At 36.7% G+C, this 19809-nt stretch carries 19 protein-coding genes and 2 pseudogenes; 5 read left to right on the top strand and 16 right to left on the bottom strand.

What is annotated here, in order from left to right:
• Positions 1–4 precede the first annotated feature (4 nt).
• Positions 5–838: an EcsC family protein gene (locus B5P40_RS14350; protein WP_002129397.1), complete on the bottom strand. Its 834-nt coding sequence runs from the start codon at positions 836–838 to the stop codon at positions 5–7.
• 137 nt (positions 839–975) lie between these two features.
• Here B5P40_RS14350 and B5P40_RS14355 point away from each other — a divergent pair, with 137 nt between their 5' ends.
• Positions 976–1611, top strand: coding sequence for a DUF1796 family putative cysteine peptidase (locus B5P40_RS14355; protein WP_002129398.1), 636 nt, complete (start codon positions 976–978; stop codon positions 1609–1611).
• Between the two features lie 71 nt (positions 1612–1682).
• The gene (locus B5P40_RS14360) at positions 1683–2117 is read left to right on the top strand and encodes an NUDIX hydrolase (protein WP_002190878.1); all 435 of its coding nucleotides are present in this window, start codon (positions 1683–1685) and stop codon (positions 2115–2117) included.
• A gap of 28 nt (positions 2118–2145) precedes the next feature.
• Here B5P40_RS14360 and ackA read toward each other — a convergent pair whose 3' ends face one another.
• From ackA to B5P40_RS14385, 5 genes are all read right to left on the bottom strand, one after another.
• Positions 2146–3339 (bottom strand): acetate kinase, encoded by a 1194-nt coding sequence (gene ackA / locus B5P40_RS14365; protein WP_002129402.1) that lies wholly within the window; start codon positions 3337–3339, stop codon positions 2146–2148.
• Positions 3340–3638: 299 nt separating this feature from the next.
• A complete protein-coding gene (locus tag B5P40_RS14370) occupies positions 3639–4625 on the bottom strand; it encodes a class I SAM-dependent methyltransferase (protein WP_002088985.1) in 987 nt (328 codons plus the stop codon).
• Between the two features lie 211 nt (positions 4626–4836).
• Positions 4837–5337, bottom strand: coding sequence for a thiol peroxidase (gene tpx / locus B5P40_RS14375; protein ID WP_002015549.1), 501 nt, complete (start codon positions 5335–5337; stop codon positions 4837–4839).
• A gap of 135 nt (positions 5338–5472) precedes the next feature.
• Entirely contained in the window at positions 5473–5868 is a 396-nt protein-coding gene (gene ytfJ / locus B5P40_RS14380) for a GerW family sporulation protein (protein ID WP_000350005.1), read from the bottom strand.
• 12 nt (positions 5869–5880) lie between these two features.
• The gene (locus B5P40_RS14385) at positions 5881–6519 is read right to left on the bottom strand and encodes a DUF2953 domain-containing protein (protein WP_113709347.1); all 639 of its coding nucleotides are present in this window, start codon (positions 6517–6519) and stop codon (positions 5881–5883) included.
• Positions 6520–6724: 205 nt separating this feature from the next.
• On the opposite strand from B5P40_RS14385, the gene B5P40_RS14390 reads away from it, so the two are divergent.
• Positions 6725–7528, top strand: a complete 804-nt coding sequence (locus B5P40_RS14390; RefSeq protein ID WP_002015552.1) for an NAD kinase — start codon at positions 6725–6727, stop codon at positions 7526–7528.
• 261 nt (positions 7529–7789) lie between these two features.
• Here B5P40_RS14390 and B5P40_RS14395 read toward each other — a convergent pair whose 3' ends face one another.
• The 8 genes and pseudogenes from B5P40_RS14395 to B5P40_RS14430 form a co-directional block, all read right to left on the bottom strand.
• Positions 7790–9358, bottom strand: coding sequence for an amidohydrolase (locus B5P40_RS14395; RefSeq protein WP_002190881.1), 1569 nt, complete (start codon positions 9356–9358; stop codon positions 7790–7792).
• Positions 9359–9446: 88 nt separating this feature from the next.
• Positions 9447–9878: a VOC family protein gene (locus tag B5P40_RS14400; protein ID WP_002190882.1), complete on the bottom strand. Its 432-nt coding sequence runs from the start codon at positions 9876–9878 to the stop codon at positions 9447–9449.
• A 102-nt stretch (positions 9879–9980) separates the two neighbouring features.
• A complete protein-coding gene (gene mbcS / locus B5P40_RS14405; protein WP_002167572.1) occupies positions 9981–11567 on the bottom strand; it encodes an acyl-CoA synthetase MbcS in 1587 nt (528 codons plus the stop codon).
• Between the two features lie 212 nt (positions 11568–11779).
• The gene (locus tag B5P40_RS14410) at positions 11780–11974 is read right to left on the bottom strand and encodes an alpha/beta-type small acid-soluble spore protein (RefSeq protein WP_000168891.1); all 195 of its coding nucleotides are present in this window, start codon (positions 11972–11974) and stop codon (positions 11780–11782) included.
• Between the two features lie 79 nt (positions 11975–12053).
• Entirely contained in the window at positions 12054–13268 is a 1215-nt protein-coding gene (gene thiI, locus B5P40_RS14415) for a tRNA uracil 4-sulfurtransferase ThiI (protein WP_002067574.1), read from the bottom strand.
• A 6-nt stretch (positions 13269–13274) separates the two neighbouring features.
• Entirely contained in the window at positions 13275–14417 is a 1143-nt protein-coding gene (locus B5P40_RS14420) for a cysteine desulfurase family protein (protein ID WP_033731427.1), read from the bottom strand.
• 274 nt (positions 14418–14691) lie between these two features.
• Positions 14692–16401, bottom strand: coding sequence for a septation ring formation regulator EzrA (gene ezrA, locus B5P40_RS14425; protein WP_002190884.1), 1710 nt, complete (start codon positions 16399–16401; stop codon positions 14692–14694).
• Positions 16402–16649: 248 nt separating this feature from the next.
• Positions 16650–16943 (bottom strand): annotated as a pseudogene (locus B5P40_RS14430) (LysR family transcriptional regulator substrate-binding protein); the annotation flags it as partial.
• Between B5P40_RS14430 and B5P40_RS34360 the strand changes: the two are divergent.
• A pseudogene (locus B5P40_RS34360) lies at positions 16891–17019 on the top strand (EamA family transporter); the annotation flags it as partial. The pseudogenes B5P40_RS14430 and B5P40_RS34360 sit on opposite strands and share 53 nt — an antisense overlap.
• A gap of 11 nt (positions 17020–17030) precedes the next feature.
• On the opposite strand, the gene refZ reads toward B5P40_RS34360, so the two are convergent.
• The gene (refZ, locus tag B5P40_RS14435) at positions 17031–17669 is read right to left on the bottom strand and encodes a forespore capture DNA-binding protein RefZ (protein WP_002160225.1); all 639 of its coding nucleotides are present in this window, start codon (positions 17667–17669) and stop codon (positions 17031–17033) included.
• A gap of 147 nt (positions 17670–17816) precedes the next feature.
• Here refZ and B5P40_RS14440 point away from each other — a divergent pair, with 147 nt between their 5' ends.
• On the top strand, positions 17817–18296 hold the full coding sequence (locus B5P40_RS14440; protein WP_113709348.1) for a GAF domain-containing protein: 480 nt from the start codon (positions 17817–17819) through the stop codon (positions 18294–18296).
• A 62-nt stretch (positions 18297–18358) separates the two neighbouring features.
• Here the strand turns inward: B5P40_RS14440 and megL are convergent, their stop codons facing one another.
• Positions 18359–19537: a methionine gamma-lyase gene (gene megL, locus B5P40_RS14445; protein ID WP_002190887.1), complete on the bottom strand. Its 1179-nt coding sequence runs from the start codon at positions 19535–19537 to the stop codon at positions 18359–18361.
• Between the last annotated feature and the right edge of the window lie 272 nt (positions 19538–19809).

A 19809-nucleotide genomic window follows, 5' to 3' on the forward strand; every position in this document is an offset into this window, starting at 1 on the left:
TTTTTCATGCTCTCTTTTCTTTTTCTAATATGTAGCGTACTTGATAAAACTTATTTGCAAATTCAGTAACATTCCTCGTTAAGCGATAGTTCACTGTAGAGCCAATTGCCATTCCAAGTACAGGAATGCCTTGGAATACTTTACGACGGAGAGCATAAATCGAAAACGTCTTCAAAATTTGTTTTAACACAACCTCAGTAGAAGCTGGCTTTAATACTGCTTCGTCTCCTTCATAGAAGAATGAATCCTCTTGTTCGAGTTCTCTCAGTAAATTGTACCATGCATATTGCTGAAGTCTCGCCGGCAATAATGCTGCATGGAATACCTTTAACGCAAGCATCATTTCATACGGCTTGTTCACATCATGCCCAAATGATGTCGCAACAAGTTGGACAGCCTTCACATTTAACGCAATCATAACCGGAAAATCAGCCGTTAATAATAATAAACCACCAGCACCTGTTGCTCCGCCTTGTACGAATGAATATAGACGATGACGTGCTGTTTGCTGCTCTGCTATGTATGTTAATTGATCAATAGATAACGCCTTCAAATCTTCAAGTTGCTCAATCGATTCATCAAATAATCTCGACGTTCCTAAAATACGATTACGTGCATCTAGCTGTGATTGTGAACTTTGAATAAGCGCATGCAAATGAAAGAGCCATCCATCTGCTTTCGTAAAAAAGTCTTTTCGTTTTTTCTCAGGCAGTTTCGCAATTGTCGTATGCAACCACTTATCAAACATCTTTTGAAAATCGGTCGCTTCTTGCTCTACTAATTGCCCTTCCCACTCTTTTATATTGTCTAAAATGGCTTGTTCTCGCTTCGATCGCATCGTAACAACCACCTCGTTCGATTTTTTTCTATTGTAACATATTTCTGCTTCTTCTTTGCAAATATGCTTGTCTATCTTTATTCACATACCATTTTTTAGTGACATAAAATATTAGCAAAAAGGATGAGATGAATCACATGAATCTATCCAATATAAAAAAAGAATATAATGCAGTATTCAGCTTAGGACAAAACTGCTGGCCTGCTTGGGCTTTATATCAATTCGAATTATCACCATTTTTTGGTGTTATCGATTTTATGCTAAGCCCTTCATTAGAAAAAGTGAATTTATTATTACAAAATCGATTTGACCGTTTTTTACAGTTCGAAAACTTATCCTTCATCTCATTTTGGGATGATGATGCGAAATTAAGACTCCGTGACAACCTATATGAAATCGACTCCTGTCACGACTTTAAAACAGATGTAAACACACCAACATCCTGGCCTTCTTATACAGAAATTAAGTTAAACTATGAGCATCGAATTAATCGTTTTCTAACTACAATCGAAACGGCAGAATCCACATTGTTTATTCGAACGGGAGGAACATACGAAGAAGCACGTTCCTTGGAACAAATTTTATCTCAAATAGTTAAACATACATTCTCTGTCCTATTACTCATTCCTGAAGATGTACCAACTATCGCCCAAGAAGATTGGGGATTACAAAATATTTGTGTTATAAAATGCCCAGTGATGGATATATACCAGTACAATGAAGCATTTTGGAATGACTTATTTAATGGCATCACAATTCGGCCAAACGCTTAAATACACGTCACCTTTTATCACACCCTGCCTTATAATCATCCTTATACAAAATAAATAAGGAGTGATTATATATGTATCCACGTGCAAAAGCTTTTGGCATCGCTATACATCACGGTCGCCTTCTCGTACAAGAATATCATACAGGCGATGAAACATATTACCGACCTCTTGGCGGATCAATTGAACTTGGTGAAAAATCAGCACATACTGTTATTCGCGAATTTCAAGAAGAGCTTCACACAGAAGTGGAAATCACCAATTATTTAGGCTGCTTAGAAAACATCTTTCATCTAGATGGAGAAATTGGTCATGAAATCATTCAGCTATATTCTTTACGCTTATTAGACATGTCACTATATGAAATGGAAATACTGAATATATCAGATGAACAAACACTGTCATATGCAAAATGGATTTCCCTCACTGCATTCATTCAAAAAGAAAAATTACTATATCCGGATGAAATTTTGAAATATATCCAAAAGAAAAAAGACGAGATCCTATAGGATCTCGTCTTTTTTTTCATATAGTATATTAACCAATATCTCCAAGACGTAATACGTCACGAGCAATCATAACTTCTTCGTCAGTTGGAATTACGATAATTTTTACTGGAGAGTGTGGGAAGCTGATGAATGCTTCTTCACCGAATACGTTATTGCGTTTTACGTCGAAGTATACGCCCATGTACTCAAGGCCTTCTAATACGCGCTCACGAATAATTGCACTGTTTTCACCTACACCAGCTGTAAAGATGATAGCGTCAACGCCTTTCATACGAGCTGTGTAAGAACCGATGTATTTATGGATACGGCTCACGAACACGTCAAGTGCTACTTTCGCACGGTGGTCGCCTTCTTCTTCTTTCGCAATGATGTCACGTAGGTCACTAGAGTAACCAGTAAGACCTAACATACCACTCTTCTTGTTTAATACGCTAACTACTTCTTCTACAGTTTGGCCTGTTTTTTCCATGATGTATGGAATTAACGCAGGGTCAATGTTACCAGAACGTGTACCCATTGTTACACCAGCAAGTGGAGTGAAGCCCATAGAAGTATCGATAGACTTACCACCTTCTACTGCTGCGATACTTGCACCGTTACCTAAGTGACAAGAAAGTAGGCTTAAGCTTTCAAGTGGACGACCTAATAATTCAGCCGCACGCTCTGTTACGTATTTATGAGAAGTTCCGTGGAAACCGTATTTACGGATGCCAAATTTCTCATAGTATTCATATGGTAAGCTGTATAGGAATGCAGATTCCGGCATTGTTTGGTGGAATGCTGTATCAAATACTGCTACTGCTGGTACGTTTGGTAGTACTTCTTGGAATGCTTTAATACCAACAAGGTTTGCTGGGTTGTGAAGTGGTGCTAAATCGCTTAATTCTTCGATATCAGCTAATACTTCAGCATCAATTAAAACAGAATCAGCAAATTTTTCGCCGCCGTGTACAACACGGTGACCGATACCGCCAATCTCATCAAGAGATTTTACGATTCCGTTTTCAGTTAATTTCTTAAGAAGCATGTTAACTGCTACTGCATGATCTGGGATGTTTGTAATTTCTTTTTGTTTTTCGCCATCTACAGTAATAGTGAAGATACTATCTTCTAAACCGATACGTTCTACTAAACCTTTTGTTAATACTGTTTCACTTGGCATTTCAAATAATTGGAACTTTAAGGAAGAGCTTCCTGCGTTAATCGCGATGATTTTTGACATCTAGTCTTTCGCCCCTTTTTCTCTTGGTAGTTGTGTGGATCATTCCACAAACCGCTCGATTTTATCTAATTAAATTCACTCATTATGAAAACGTTTCATCATTAGTAAATTTTATACTCACGATTTTAATTTAAACATCGTCCGACATATATTTCAAGTGAAAAAATTATAACACCAAGAAAAAAAATATATTACAGATTTCAAAAAAATTCAGTTAAATCTTGTATATATTAAAAAACATTACATATCCTATAAAACTGTACTACATTAATTACTAACCCTGTTACATATATATCGTATTATTTATGTGTTGCAAACCAAGTATTCAATTGATCCATAATGTTCTCCATAGCCTTCATGTTAGAGAATTTAGGTAATTCCACTAGTAGTGCCTGTTTCGGCATTGTTACACCTTGGCCTTTCTTTTGGAGAACAAATATACTTTTTGCATTTTTCTCGTTTTTAAACATGGAAACAGGAAGCTGTAATAATCCTTGAATAAAGCATGTCTCTTTAATGAATGCATGTAGCTTTGGCGCTTGATCACTTTCAAAAATGAAGTTTGGTACTAAGAAGAATAAATACCCGCCTTCTTTCGTATGTTTCACACTTTGTTCAATAAATAAGTGATGTGCATATGACATTCCTTCATCTGCTTTTAATGTATATTCACTTGCAACAATTTCATTTGGATAATAACCAATTGGTAAATCTGAAACGACTGCATCAACTGGATCAATATAAAGTGGTGCTAGTCCATCTTGGTGGAAGAATTCGATTGCATGCTTTTGTAAATTTGCATTTACTAAAGCAAGTTTAATTAACACCTCATCCACTTCTACACCAAATCCACTCATTGTTAGTTCTTCTTTGGCGCTATTAAACAATGTAGTCATTAAGTTACCAGTTCCAATTGCAGGGTCTAAAACAGTAATTTCTTTTTGACCTTGCATAAATTTATGGAATAAGTAGCTCATGAACATTCCAACTGCATCTGGCGTCATTTCGTGATTCGCTTGTACGCCCTCTTTCATTCCTTTTAAAATGGCTAGCTGAAATGCTTTACGAATTTCTTCCCCTTTATATGTTTCTTCATTAAACGTACTATATTCACGATTCAACCTTTCAATTGTTGATTCGGATAATTCCTCTTGTAAAATCGCTCCTTCAAACAAGTTATCACCTGTTTCTACAAGCGCCTCTAAATATGTTACATCTAATTCTTTACGTAAAACTACCGTAGAAGAATCAAAAATAGAAAATAATGTTTCTACTGCCTGACTCACGTACATTCCTCCTTCTCTCTTTTACACATAACTTATATCATACCATAATCTAAATTTTTCCCAAAAGAAAAAGCGACCTCTTGCAAAGAGCTCCCCTTCAAGTTGTTTATGATGTAACGTCTTTTCTCATGTATTGGTTCAGTTAACAATACATGAGAAAAGACGACCTCTTCTAAAGTAAAACTTTAATGAGAGGTCGTCTTCATTTACATTACTTCGCAGATTTAGCTGCTTCTAATGCTGCTTCATAGTTTGGATGGCTTGTACCTTCGCCTACGTATTCTGCGTAAACTACTTTGTCATTGCTATCTACTACGAATACTGCACGAGCAAGTAAACGAAGTTCTTTCATTACTAAGCCGTAAGCTTCACCGAATGAAAGGTCACGGTGATCAGAAAGTGTTACAACATTTTCTAAACCGTTTGCTGCACACCAGCGTTTTTGAGCGAATGGTAAATCAGCGCTAATTGTTAATACTTTCGCGTTTTCAATACCTGCTGCATCTTCATTAAAACGACGAGTTTGTGCATCACATACACCTGTGTCGATTGAAGGTACAACACTAATTAATTTCACTTCACCTTTGTATGTTTCTAAACTTACTGGAGATAAGTCATTTGCTAATACTTGGAAGTTAGGCGCTTGATCGCCAACTTTAACTTCTGTTCCAACTAAAGTCATTGGGTTACCTTTAAAAGTTACATTTGCCACTTAAAAATCCTCCCTTATTTTAAACAAAATATGTACAATGTAAATGATAGTTTGTCCCTATCGATAATGCAAATAAAATCGCTTTATTTACAAAAAAATTAAAGAAGCTAATCCACTGATCAGCTTCTTTATTCGTTAAATTTGAAATTCAGGATCATCTTCTTTTCGTTTATCCATCATTTCTTTCACTTTATCAACAGCTTGTGGCGCTAATTCAATTATTTTATCGATGACGTGTGTTTGCTTATCTAAGTGTAATACTTTCACACCTTCTCCATTTATAACAAGAAAGGCAACAGGATTAATAGAAACTCCTCCACCACTTCCCCCGCCAAATGGATGACGGCCTGAATGTTCTACTTTACCAAATTCACTTCCACCAGCAGCAAATCCAAAACTGACTTTCGAAACTGTAAGAATTACACTTCCATCTGCCGCTTTAATTGGGTCACCAACAATTGTATTTACATCAGTCATTTGTTTTAAATGCTGCATTGCGGTTGTCATTAAACCTTGAATTGGATGGTCCATTCTATATCCCCCCTATGCTTGAACAGATTTTTCTGTCATACCAGATTTTTGCTTTCTCATAAACATGAGTAATTTTATCGCTGTTTTTACAGTACGGAATATACGAAAAGATGCTGTTAACTCGCATCTTGATGCAAATCCCTTTCCTTGAAAAACAGGAGTAATTTCAAATTCTGGTACGTCGACAATATGCATATATTGTCCTACAACTCCAGCAGCCATTCCTTTTGTCCCCCATGCATATCCAGTGACAATTCCAGTACTAGCCGCGTCGCCTGCTCCAATTTGCGTATGCCATTTCCAACCATTGATTTTCACTCTTTTGAGAAAATCTTTAACAATAGTATGAACGTCTTGAAGCTTTTTTATCAGTTCCCCTATACTATCGAGTTGTGCCATAATTTTATTATCTATTCCGCCGTCCTCTTCAGCTTTTTTAATTTTTTGTCCTGTCTTCTTCTGCTGTTTTTCAATTCTTTCCAATACATCAAACGTATATCGAATCATCCATATTTTCACTTGAAACAAACAATGTTTTTCCATTTCTGAATATAAAAACGTCACCTTAAGCGATATTTTCGATAATAGTATAAGCAAAATAAAAAGTAGAAGAATTATCATTCCAATTACGAGCCACTTCATTCGTACCATCCTTTCACTCCATACCCATTATCGACAAGTTTATTCATCATTAAACAGACTTTGATAAAATTGAATATAAAAATTTTTCTAAAAATAAAAAGGAATTTTGACAATTTATATCGAAATATACTATTTGAACATATCATCCAGAAACATACTCTGACGATATGTAGCACTAAGACTAGAAAATTTAACTGCAGTGGAGGGATACATAATGGCAAATCGTCGCAATTTATTTTTCTTTTATGGTGATGACAAAGTAACGCTCGTTGAAAAAATGAAACCAGTATATCGTATTTTAGAGGAGAATGGATTTACCATATTAGATCATCCAAAAAATGCAAACGCTATCGTCAGCGTTGGAGATGATGGGACTTTCTTACAAGCCGTTCGTAAAACCGGCTTTAGAGAAGATTGCTTATACGCAGGTATTTCTACGAAAGATGAAATTTCTTTCTACTGCGATTTCCACATCGATCACGTTGATACAGCCCTTCAAGAAATTACAAAAAACGAAATTGAAGTGCGAAAATATCCAACAATTAAAGTAGATGTAGATCACGGTACATCTTTCCATTGTTTAAATGAATTCACATTACGCTCTAGTATCATTAAAACATTTGTCGTAGATGTACACGTCGACAATTTACATTTCGAAACCTTTAGAGGTGATGGATTAGTTATCTCCACACCAACAGGAAGTACCGCTTACAATAAATCATTACATGGTGCAGTTGTCGATCCACTTATCCCATGTTTCCAAGTAAGCGAACTAGCATCTTTAAATAACAACACATACCGTACACTCGGGTCACCGTTCCTTTTAAATCACGAGCGTACGTTAACTTTAACACTTAAACCAGATGGAAATGATTATCCTGTTATCGGAATGGATAACGAAGCACTTAGCATTAAACAAGTGGAAAAAGCCGTTGTTCGTTTAAGCGATAAACAAATTAAAACTGTTAAATTAAAAAACAACTCTTTCTGGGAAAAAGTACAGAGAACATTTTTATAGTAATCAAAAAACCCTCGAATTATGGGATTTCCATAATTCGAGGGTTTTTTATTTATCAAATGCAACTTGATGCTGTTTCACAAAACATTTTGGAACAGGACAACAGTATATGAAATTATATCAACGATTTTTCGAATGTATCTATCACAAGTCAAAATATATCAACGATTTTACCCAAAATATCAATTTACGACATCATCAGCCTATCTAAAAAGAGGAAGCATCACCAACATGTATTTTCGGAGCCGCTCCCTCAAATTTTTAGACGTCTTTTCTATAAACAATCTTCCCATCAATGACGGTCATTTCTGCCTGTACTTCTTTTATTTCTTCCGCCTCAATTTCAAAAATATTGCGGTCTAATATCGTAAAGTCTGCTTCATATCCTTTTGTAATTTGTCCTCGCTTTCCTTCTTTTCCAATTGCATACGCACTTCCTGTTGTAAATAAAGAAACAGCCTCATATACCGTTAATCTTTCTTCTGGCATATAACATACACCATCAATAAAACTTCTACGTGTAACAGCACTATATATACCTAAAAACGGATTCACTTGTTCAATTGGAGCATCAGAGCCTCCATTACAGTGTAATCCTGCATCCAGTAACGTCTTCCAAGCATACGCATAACGAAGACGATGGTCTCCTAGTTTTTCAATCACTGATGGAAAATCCGATGAAACAAAGACTGGCTGAATATCAATAATAGCTGGCAATTGTTTCATTCTTTCAATCAACTCTTCACGAGCTAGCTGACAATGAATAATACGGTCACGTAATCCTTCTGCTGGTGGATGTAATTCAAGCGCATCAATGACATATTCAAGCGATAAATCACCAATTGTATGAATCGCAACTGGCATATGTAAATCTCGTGCTTTTTTCACTAAACCTGCAAGCTCTTCACGTGAGAAAATGGCAACTCCATTTGTTTCCTTCGCATCTTCATACGGTTCACTTAATAAAGCTGTTCTTCCGCCAAAAGAGCCGTCAGAAAAAATTTTCATCGCACCAAATTCAATATAGTGCTCATTTTCATATTCTTTTCGTTCATTCGCTACTTCATGGTGAACGAGTAAATGCGCTTTAAACCGCATTTCTTTTATAACGTGTGAAAACGCATTGTACGTTTTTTGAAAGCCGCCATAATAATTTAAGTCTTCCGTATGTCCGCCAACGAGTCCGTATTGCCAGCAGTCTGAAATCGCTGTTTGCAGAGCACTTTGCAAATACACTCCATCTATTTCGGGCTGAACATGTTTAATTAACTCTTGTCCTTGCTCATATAAAAGTCCTGTTAAATTATTTGACGCATCACGGCCAATTTTCCCGCCCTTTGGATCTTGCGTCGCTTCTGTTATGTTCGCTTCTTGCAATATGTATGAATTCACCCATGTCACGTGACGACAAACACGCTTTAATAAAATCGGATGTTCTTTAGAGATTTCATCTAAATCACGTACATGAACTTGTTTTGTATCTGTAAAATTATTTTCATTCCATCCTTCTCCGATAATCCAAGATCCTTTTGGCGCTTCTTCTACGCGCTTCTGAACAAGAGTAAGTACTTCGCTATAAGATTTGCAATTTGATAGATCTAGACGAAGCAACCTCTCCCCATGCCCAATAAGATGCATATGGCTATCAACCAGCCCTGGAATCATCGTTTTCCCTTTTAAGTCATATAACTTCACTTCTGAATATCGGTTTTCTAACTCTTCTTTATTCCCTATATCAACAATGACGCCATTTTCAACGTAAATAGCTTCTACTTTTTCATTCTCTTCTCGCATAGTGTAAATGGTGCCGCCATACCAAATTTCTCCCATATACTCATCCCCCTTTTCCCTTTAGTCTACGAAATTCATTCGTATAAAAAAAGCACCATTTCGATTAAAAATGGTACTTTTCCAAAAATTAATTTTGTTCAGTAGGATTCGTTGTAATTTGCCATTCAATGCTAAATTTATCTTTTACTTGTCCGTAAGCTGGGCTCCAGAAAGTTTCTTGAAGTGGCATAATAACTTCTCCACCTTCTTGTAACTTATCAAATACTTCTTTCGCTTTTTCTGCATTATTAATTTGAATTGCGATTGTTACTTGAGATCCGATTGCGTGCCCTTGACCTGGGAATGTATCAGAAATCATAAGGTCCGTATTACCAACTTTTAAAGTAGCATGTAAAACGCGCTCTTTCGCTTCAGCTGGAATTGGGTATTCTGGATTTTCAGGCATGTCACCAAAAGTTTGCATTACTTCTACTTTTGCGTCTAACGCCTCTTTGTAAAACTGTACAGCTTCTTGCCCACTACCATCTAAAACTAAGTACGGATTAATACCTAAAATCATACGGACACCTCTTTTTTTAGTTTATAAAATCGAACTTATGTTCGTTTTTATAATATCATCGTTTTACATTTCATTCAACTATTTACTTCCCTATTTTCAAAATTATTTTGAAGGAAGCTCCATTTCTTGTTTTCTAAGTTCAATACGGCGAATTTTTCCGGAAATCGTTTTTGGTAGTTCATCTACAAATTCAATTTTGCGAGGGTATTTATATGGTGCAGTCAATTCTTTGACGTGTTGTTGGAGCACTGGAATTAATGTTTCTTCGTTCTTGTCTATATTCTCTCTTAATACGATAAATGCCTTCACGACACTTCCGCGAATTTCATCAGGGCTTGCAACAACCGCACATTCTCTTACATATGGATGTTTTACAAGTGCATCTTCGACTTCAAACGGTCCGATTGTATAACCAGAGCTAATAATAATATCATCACCGCGACCTTCAAACCAAAAATAGCCTTCTTCATCTTTTTTCGCTTTATCACCGGTAATATAATAATCACCGCGGAATTGCATCGCTGTGCGCTCATCGTCTTTATAATATTGTTTAAAGAGTGCTGGTGTTTCAATGTGAACTGCAATATCACCAACTTCTCCTACCTGTACAGGAGTTCCTTCTTCATTTACGATATCAACATGATTTCCTGGCGTCGGTTTTCCCATTGATCCTGGTCTAATGTCCATCCCTTTCATTATTCCAACGAGTAATGTGTTTTCCGTTTGCCCATAACCGTCTCTTACCGTAATATCAAAATGCCTTTGGAACGTTTCAATAACTTCCCTGTTTAACGGCTCACCAGCTGATACAGCGCTATGTAACGCTTCTAAATTGTACTCACTTAAATTTTCTACCTTTGCCATTAATCTATACTCAGTCGGCGTACAACAAAGCACATTCACCTTATTATCGCCTAATAAATTTAAATACGTTTTTGGTTCAAACTTACCATTGTATACAAATCCTGTTGCACCTGAACCGAGAGTCGCTACAAACGGGCTCCAAATCCATTTTTGCCAACCTGGACTAGCCGTTGCCCATACAACATCTTCTTCTTCGATTCCGAGCCAGTTCGGGGCGCTTGTACGTAAATGAGCGTATGCCCATGCATGCGTATGAACAACTCCTTTTGGATTTCCTGTCGTCCCTGACGTATAAGATAAAAAGACCATATCTTCTTTATCCGTCTTCGCCATTTCTAACGTATCACTTTCCGTTTCTAATGCTGTTTTTAAATTCGTCCATCCATCTACTGAACGCTCGCTCAAAACGAATTTTTGAAGAGATTCCACCGCTTCTACGCCGTCGAATTGTCCAATATACGGTTCGTAACTTACAATTGCTTTCACTTCTCCGTGCCCAATACGGTACTCAATATCTTTTTTACGCAACATTTCTGAGCTTGGAATAACGACAAATCCTGCTTTAATCGCAGCAATATACGTCATGTAAGCTTCAATTAAGCGCGGCATCATAATAAGGAGCTTGTCCCCTTTTTGTAAGCCACTTTTTATAAAAGCATTTCCAATTTTATTCGCACCTTGCATTAATTCAAAATATGTAATCTCTCGTCTATTCCCTTTATCATCTTGCCAAATTAAAGCAAGCTTCTCTTTATCACTCGTATATTTCTCTATTTCCGAAACTAAATTATAAGACGGCGGCGCTAACAATTCTTCTCTCTTCATATAACATCCTCCTTTATTTCTATGCCTCCCTTATATAATAAAGAATTTTCAGTAAATTTTGAACCCTCTTCTTTTGACAATTTTTTTATATTTATGTCGAAATGATGTATGAATGTATAGCGACGATGTTTTTAACATAACGATTCACCGGCAAATAACGACAAAAAGAAAGAGCGGGAGAACCCGCTCTTTCTAAGCCATCGTATATGGGATTATTTTTGGTAACCGCCTAATTGTTGCTCAGCTAGTGAAACTAGACGTTTAGTAATTTCGCCACCAACAGATCCGTTAGCGCGAGATGTTGCATCAGCTCCAAGTTGAACACCAAACTCTTGAGCGATTTCGTATTTCATTTGATCTAATGCTGCTTGAGCACCAGATACTGCTAATTTATTTGTGCTTGCCATGTTGTATCACCTCCTTGTGAGTATAGAGTGTGATAAACAACATGACTTCATGCACATTTGAATGTGGTAATTTATGGGTTTAGAAAAGTTCTTCGAATTTTTCTTCTTCAGCCACTACTTCTACTGTTTGTAATACCATTGTTTCTTTGTTCGCTACAGCCTCTTCAATTAACGGCGCGAAATCGTACTTCGCTTCAAAACGATTTGCTTTCTCACGCTTCGGTTTCGTCGATGGACTTGCTGGTGTAAATACTGTACAGCAGTCTTCATATGGACGAATTGAAATATCATACGTTCCAATTTCTTTTGCAATTTTAATAATTTCTAATTTATCCATCGTAATAAGCGGACGAATAACAGGATAGTTTGTCACTTCGTTAATCGTATGCATACTATCTAACGTTTGGCTCGCTACTTGTCCAAGACTTTCACCAGTCGTAATTGCAAGTGCATTACGCTCCTCTGCAATACGCTCTGTAATACGCATCATCATACGACGCATAACTGTCATAGAATAGCTAGATGGAATTTCTTTATTAATCGTTTTTTGCACTTCAGTAAATGGAACAAGGTGAAGTGTTACACGTTTACAGTATTTCGTTAACTCTTGTGCTAAATCGATTACTTTTTGTTTCGCGCGCTCGCTTGTGAAAGGTGGACTATGGAAGTGAACTGCTTCCACAGATACGCCGCGTTTCATCGTTAAGTAAGTTGCTACCGGGCTATCGATACCACCAGAAAGAAGTACCATTACTTTTCCGCCAACACCAACTGGTAAACCGCCAGCTCCCATGTGCTCACCACACATAATATAGCTGTAACCACTGCGAATTTCTATACGTACATTCACATCTGGATTATGAACATCTACTGTGATATCCTCTGTATTTTCTAAAATGTGCCCACCGATTTCTGGAAGTAACTCCATCGTCTTCATTGGGAAGCGCTTATCAGAGCGGTGCACTGTAATTTTAAATGTTTTCACATCACCTTTTACTTGTAAGAAAGCTGCTAATGCACCTTTTTTAATATCTTCTAATTCTGATGGTACTTTCATTGCTAAGTTAAACTTATGAATACCAAATACATCTTTCAATCTTTCAGAAATTGCTTCATGGTCTTCACCATTTAACTGAATGTACATACGATCATGTGTTGCATCAATTTTAATGTTTGGGAATTTTTTTAATTTGAATTTCACATTATCTTTTAACGTACTTACAAACTTAGAACGGTTCTTTCCTTTTGTCGTCATTTCTCCATAACGAACTAAAATATATTCATATGTCATCATATTTCTTTACCTCATCACTTCATATAATTTTGGCATCGTCTCTTTAACAATACCTTCAAATTGTTTTACTTCTTCCATCGTGTTGTCTGGTGCTAGACTAATGCGAATCGCACTTGTAGCTGCGGCGTGCGGTACTCCCATTGCCACTAGTACTCTGCTCACTTCATTTGCTTTTGAAGAACAAGCAGACTTCGTCGATACATATACACCATGCTCTTCTAAAGCATGAACGACTACTTCTGGTTTTAAACCGACAAATGATACATTTAAAATGTGCGGTGCCGCATATTCAAGTGATGTATTAATCGTTACAGTTTCCATCTCTTTAAAGAAACGGACCAGCTCTGTTTGTAAATTTTGCAAATGAACTATCTTTTCTTTCACTTGTTCCATCGTCATACGAAGTGCTTTCACCATCGCTACAATACCAGGTAAATTTTCTGTACCTGAACGATACTTGAGCTCTTGTTGACCACCTGATAAGATTGGATCTAATCTTACACCATCACGTACGTAAAGAAGACCTGTCCCCTTTACGCTATGAAATTTATGTCCAGATATTGAACAAAGGTCAATATGAGAAGCGTATAAATCAAGTGGTACTTTTCCTATCCCTTGTACATGGTCCACGTGAAATCTTATTTTCGGATAGTTCGTTAATAATGTTCCAATTTCAGCAACGGGCTGAATCGCTCCAGTCTCGTTGTTCACGTGAATAATTGACACAAGAATCGTATCTTCACGAAGTGCTCGTTTTACATCTTCTACCGATACAACACCGTGCTCGTTAACCGGTAAATACGTTACATCAAAACCGAGATCTTCTAATTGTTTATATGCTTCAAACACAGACGCGTGTTCAATATTTGTTGTAATGATATGTTTGCCGCGCGAACGATTCCTCATCGCTATCCCTTTAATCGCAAGGTTATTCCCTTCCGTTCCACCTGATGTGAAAATAATTTCAGAAGGTTTAACGTGAAGGAGCTGTGCCGCAATCGTTCTCGATTGTGTTAATAGACGCTCTGCCTCTCCTCCAAGCGAGTGGATAGAAGAAGGATTACCAAAATATTTCCCTGCAACCGTTACGTACGATTGAAGCGCTTCTGGATATGGCTTCGTCGTCGCACTATTATCAAAATAGATCATCGTTCTTCCCCTTTCAGCGCTATCACATCATATAATCATATCACAAATACGTGTAATTACGCTAAGACTACTCAAAGGTTCCGTTTTTATATAAAAGTGTACATTTCCCCCGGCCATTTGCAGGCATACTGAGTGGTGAAGATTAATAATCAGTGGTGGATGAAACCCCATCACTTATGGTTTCACTTTATTTTGAAACGAACAACCTTACTGTATTCCGCTATTCATTATAGCAACATCGACTTCAAAATTACACAAAAAAACAAACCCTTTATTAAAGGGTTTGCTCATTGTCTACATATTCAGCTATTTTTTGAACAACACCAGGTTCAAGTTGCTCTAATATAGAAGCCGCTTGTTCTAAAGCTGCATCGTATTGATATTCACGGAATAATTTCTCCGCATAATTTAAGCTTTCTGCAAGATTCTCATCATGACTGCGGTATCGGTTACCGTATTGAATTAGTTTTTCAACTAAATAAGCTTGTCCAATTAATTCTTCTGTCATTTCAGATACACCATTCACAACTGTGTATGCTTCTTCTAAACTGCTATTTACAGTATTCATATTTAACGGCTTTACTTCTAATTGCTCATATACAGCCTGCATCGCCATTTGCCCTTTTTGTAAATCTTCCATAATACTCTCTGGAAGACCTGGTAAATTCGACTTTTGCATAAAACGTTTCGTCTCAAAAATTGTATTTCGCATTTCTTGTAACTTCTCACGTGCTTCAAATTCTTCTTTGCGCATCGTTTGCAGCATTTCTTTATATTCTGCATGAAGTACTTTTAAAGTTTCACATTGCTCATAAACCTCTTCTAGTTCCTCACGAATAATAGAGAATGCAATATCTTGTTCAGCAACGCGTATTTGTAACACTTCAAAACGTTTCATTAAAATATGCATTTGCTTTTCAATTACTTTTTGTGACTCAATATCTTTGTCTTGTAATTGATAACTTTGTTTCACAAGTTGTGTTTCTATTTTCGTTTCAATTGTTTCTGTACGAATTTCTTCTAAATCTTCATAAACAGACAGTGTTTTTTGCTCCACATAATGTTTCGCATGCACTTCTTGTTCAAGTTGATCATAAAAACTGTCTAAACGAGTTTTTAAGTTCTCTACTTTTTCTGCTGCTTCTGTTATATGAAGTTCCTGTATATCCATTAAACATGTGTGTAGTTGTGTCGTCATATCGCGGACTTCTTTAGGGATTTCCAAATACTCTAATACATAGCCTTGTCTTATCATATCATCATGACCTTGTAATAAATCTTCCAGCTGAACTGGTAATGTCGCTTGACACTCTACCAATAAATCCGGAATTTGATGAATAACGATTTCTAAACTTGCTAAACCTTCTTCTAAACTAATAACAATTTCTCTCGCTTTTAAATAATCACCATTATCTGTTGCCTCTTCAAAAGTTTTGAACTTCTCGGATTCACCATCTAACATCTCTTCAATTTTTTGCTCAGCTGCTCCATACATGTGTCGATGAGCAAGAACGCTCTTTTTCATACTACGATATGTATCACGTAACCCTTCAATTTCCGCGCTATTTTTCTCATGGCTTTCTAACAGTTGCTGTAATTCATTTAAAATGTCTGTAATACGATTATCAGCGTCATCTAAACCACTTATGGATTCTTTCATCGCATGCTTTGCTTTGCGGAAGGAGAATTGCGAGGCGAATTTTCGCGCTTGCCCTAAATCTTTTTCAGCTTTCGGAAGAGTTGTTGATACAATTTCATCCCACTCTTCACGCCATTTACCAAACAGCTCTTCCGTTTGACCTGTCATATTTAAATCTTTTACCCGCTTTAGTTCATCTGCCACAGGTTTATCTTTTATCTCTTGTTTCCACTGCTCCAGTGCTTCAATATCTTTATATGAACGATTTCTTATCACAAGCTCTATCATGAGCAGCACTAGAATAGAGCTTACTACAATGATAACGATCGTCAGGATAGAATCCATGCAAAAAAGCCTCCTAGTTATATCTCTTTTTTTGTCCGTTCCGTTTATGAAATGGAAGGCATTATGTATAAAAAGGGAATTCCCCTATATTTAACAACTAACAATGTTCTAATCATACCATGTAATGACGTGTTTTTGACCTAGTTTTTTTAAAAATTTCATGTTTCTTTACATGTGATTGTAATATTTCTTAATATTCCACTTATTCCATTATCCGTCCTCAAATGAATGCAATAAAGGTAAGACTTTTACGGGCAGTTAATGCAGGATAACGAGCTCTCTTTCATATGAGAGACGAAATAAATCTTTCGCATTAGTGGTGGTTCTACAGAAATCGCACGTACGTTACCTTGCATTACGGCTTACTGTAAAGCGGTTTCCGGAAGCAATGTTATACCAAGTCCAGCTCCTACCATCGCAATCATCGGTTCTGCATAAGATGTTTCAACCGCAATTATTGGTTTCGCGCCCATACATTGAAACACATTCATAATCATTTTCCTTACATCACATATTTCTGGGTATACAATTAGCTGTTCATTAACAATTATTGCGCTAGTATGCAACAATTTATGGCAAAGAAAACAACATATAAAAATCCCCACCTCAGTTCGTTAGGTGGGGATTTTTCACATATGAACAGCTCTTGGTAGTTCATAATACATACTCGCTTTATATAATGTTCGTTCCATCCATTGCTCAATTTCCTTCGTATACATTTCTAAGAAAAACGTCTCAGACGGAAATGAGTGTAGCACCTCTGATATATATTGTGGATATAAAAACGGCATATTCATCATGCCTTTTAATTGCGTCATAAACATTGTAAAAGATACCTTTTTAAATTCTTGCTTCATTTGTCCTTGTTTAATGATTTGCTCTATATAATATCTTTCTCTAGAAAAATAAACGGTCATCACTTCACGAATTAATGTCGTATCAAGCGAAAGCTCTCTATAAAAAAAACGTGTCAGTTCTCTATTATCAAATTGATATCGTAAAATCCCGCGCACCATTTGCACCATCACATCTTTAGCCGATAAATATTCTCTCTGTTCAAATGACGTTTCAATTACGTGAATATATCCTTCTAAAAAATCAGTAATAAGCTGTTCTAATAACCCTTGCTTTCCAGCAAAATAATATGAAATATTCGCTACATTCACATCCGCTCGCTTTGCAATGTCTCGCACTGATGTCCCGTCATAACCTTTCGTATTAAACAACGATATTGCCGCATCAATTACTTTTTGTTTCGTCTGCTTCATGCGCTCACTTCCTCTCAATGAACAGCTATAGTTTAAATTTCTTGACTTTTAAGACAAATCCCTTTAATTTTCTATCGACAAAGTCATGTGAAATACATCGTATTTTGCTATCGTTTTACATATCTCGCTAAAAAGGGAGTTGTTTCCATGTTTACAAAAGAAAGTTATGCAGGATCTCGTGAAGAGCAATATGAGACAGTAATTAAACAACTGGATGCATTATTAACTGGCGAACCGAACGTAGTCGCAAACTTATCAAATGCGTCCGCACTATTAAATCAATTTTTAGATCGCGTTAATTGGGTTGGCTTTTATGTAACAGAAGGAAATCAACTTGTTCTTGGACCATTCCAAGGGATACCAGCTTGCGTGCGTATTCCGTTCGGACGTGGTGTTTGCGGCGTTGCAGCTGAAACAGAAACAACGCAACTTGTAGCAGATGTTCACCAATTCCCAGGACATATCGCTTGCGATAGTGCCTCTAATTCTGAAATCGTTGTACCGATTATGAAAGAAGGAAATATCATTGGTGTGCTTGATATTGATAGTCCTGAAAAAAATCGTTTCGATGAAGTAGATCAGCACTATTTAGAAAAGTTTGTGGAAACACTCCTAAAACATATTTAATAAAGAAAAGAGTGAGCTATCGATTACGTACGTAACGTACGAAACCGATAGCTCACTCTTTTTTATTGATTACTCACAGTAGATATCTTCTTTAGCGCCTGTTCTAAATCAGAAACGATATCTTCCCATGATTCTAAGCCGACAGATAGGCGTATTAAATTATCGAAAATACCCATTTCTATTCTTAGTTCAGCTGGAATAGCTGCATGCGTCATCGTCGCTGGATGCTGAATTAACGTTTCTGTATCACCTAAACTTACGGCAATTGTAATAAAATGGAGGTCATTGATAAACGACTGTGTTTCCTCTTTCCCGCCTTTAATTGAAAAAGAAATAACGCCCCCGCCTCGTTTCATTTGGTGGGATGCTAATTCTCCCTCCGGATACCAAACACCTTCTACTGCTTCATGATTTTTCAAAAACGATACAATTTTTTCCGCATTATCACAATGACGATCCATTCTTACTGCTAATGTTTTTAATCCGCGTAACAATAACCATGCGTCAAACGGCGCCATAATACCGCCGATATCTTTTCGCATCGGACGAATTTTATCAGCTAACGCTTTCGTTCTACAAATTGTTACACCCGCTACAACATCCCCGTGACCACCAATATATTTTGTCGCACTGTGAACGACGGCGTCACAACCGAGCTCAAGAGGTCTTTGTAAATAAGGGGAACAAAACGTATTATCGACAATAACAAGCAAATCATTGCGCTTCGCTACCCCGATCACCTTTTCTAAATCAATTAATTTCATCGTTGGATTTATCGGTGTTTCAACGAAAATGAGCTTTGTATTTGGACGAATTTTATTTTCAATATCAGTCTCTGTCTCCATATCACAAAACGAATGCGTAATCATAAATTTCTCTTCTAATACTTCTAAAAAACCGTACGTACATCCATATAATCCATTTGAACAAATAATATGATCTCCAGCCTTTAGAAAACCGATTAAAGTTGCTGAAATGGCTGCCATACCTGAACCGAACGCCAGCGCTTCCTCTCCATCTTCTAAAACAGCCATACGTTCTTCAAATAATTTCACTGTTGGATTCCCAAGCCTTGAATAAATATAAGATGGATCTTCTCCCGCAAAACTCGCTTCTCCTTGCTGTGCTGTCTCAAACGTAAATGTAGAAGTTTGAAATAAAGGTGGTGTTAAACTCCCTTTATTTTCATTTGATTCATATCCGTGATGAATTAATGCTGTCTCTATATGTTTCTTTTTCATAAAAACATCCCCCTTATGTCTTTATTTCCACATATCCACCAGGAAAAATCTGATGAACGTCTTTACTACATTTTATGTAAGCGTTTCACTTCTGTTTCTATCTCTTCTTTTATATTGTTTTAAATTCCTTCTTGTTAATTCCCAAAATTTATCTGCATAAAACAAAAAGGGAGTCTCTTGACGAAACTGTAAGTAAAAGATATAATAGCGTTTGTGTAAAATAAAAAGGCAGCCTTGTAATGTGAGTTTATCGTTTGTATTTTGTTCCTCTG

It is taken from the genome of Bacillus sp. SRB_8, from assembly GCF_003264205.1.
Classification (GTDB): domain Bacteria; phylum Bacillota; class Bacilli; order Bacillales; family Bacillaceae_G; genus Bacillus_A; species Bacillus_A mycoides.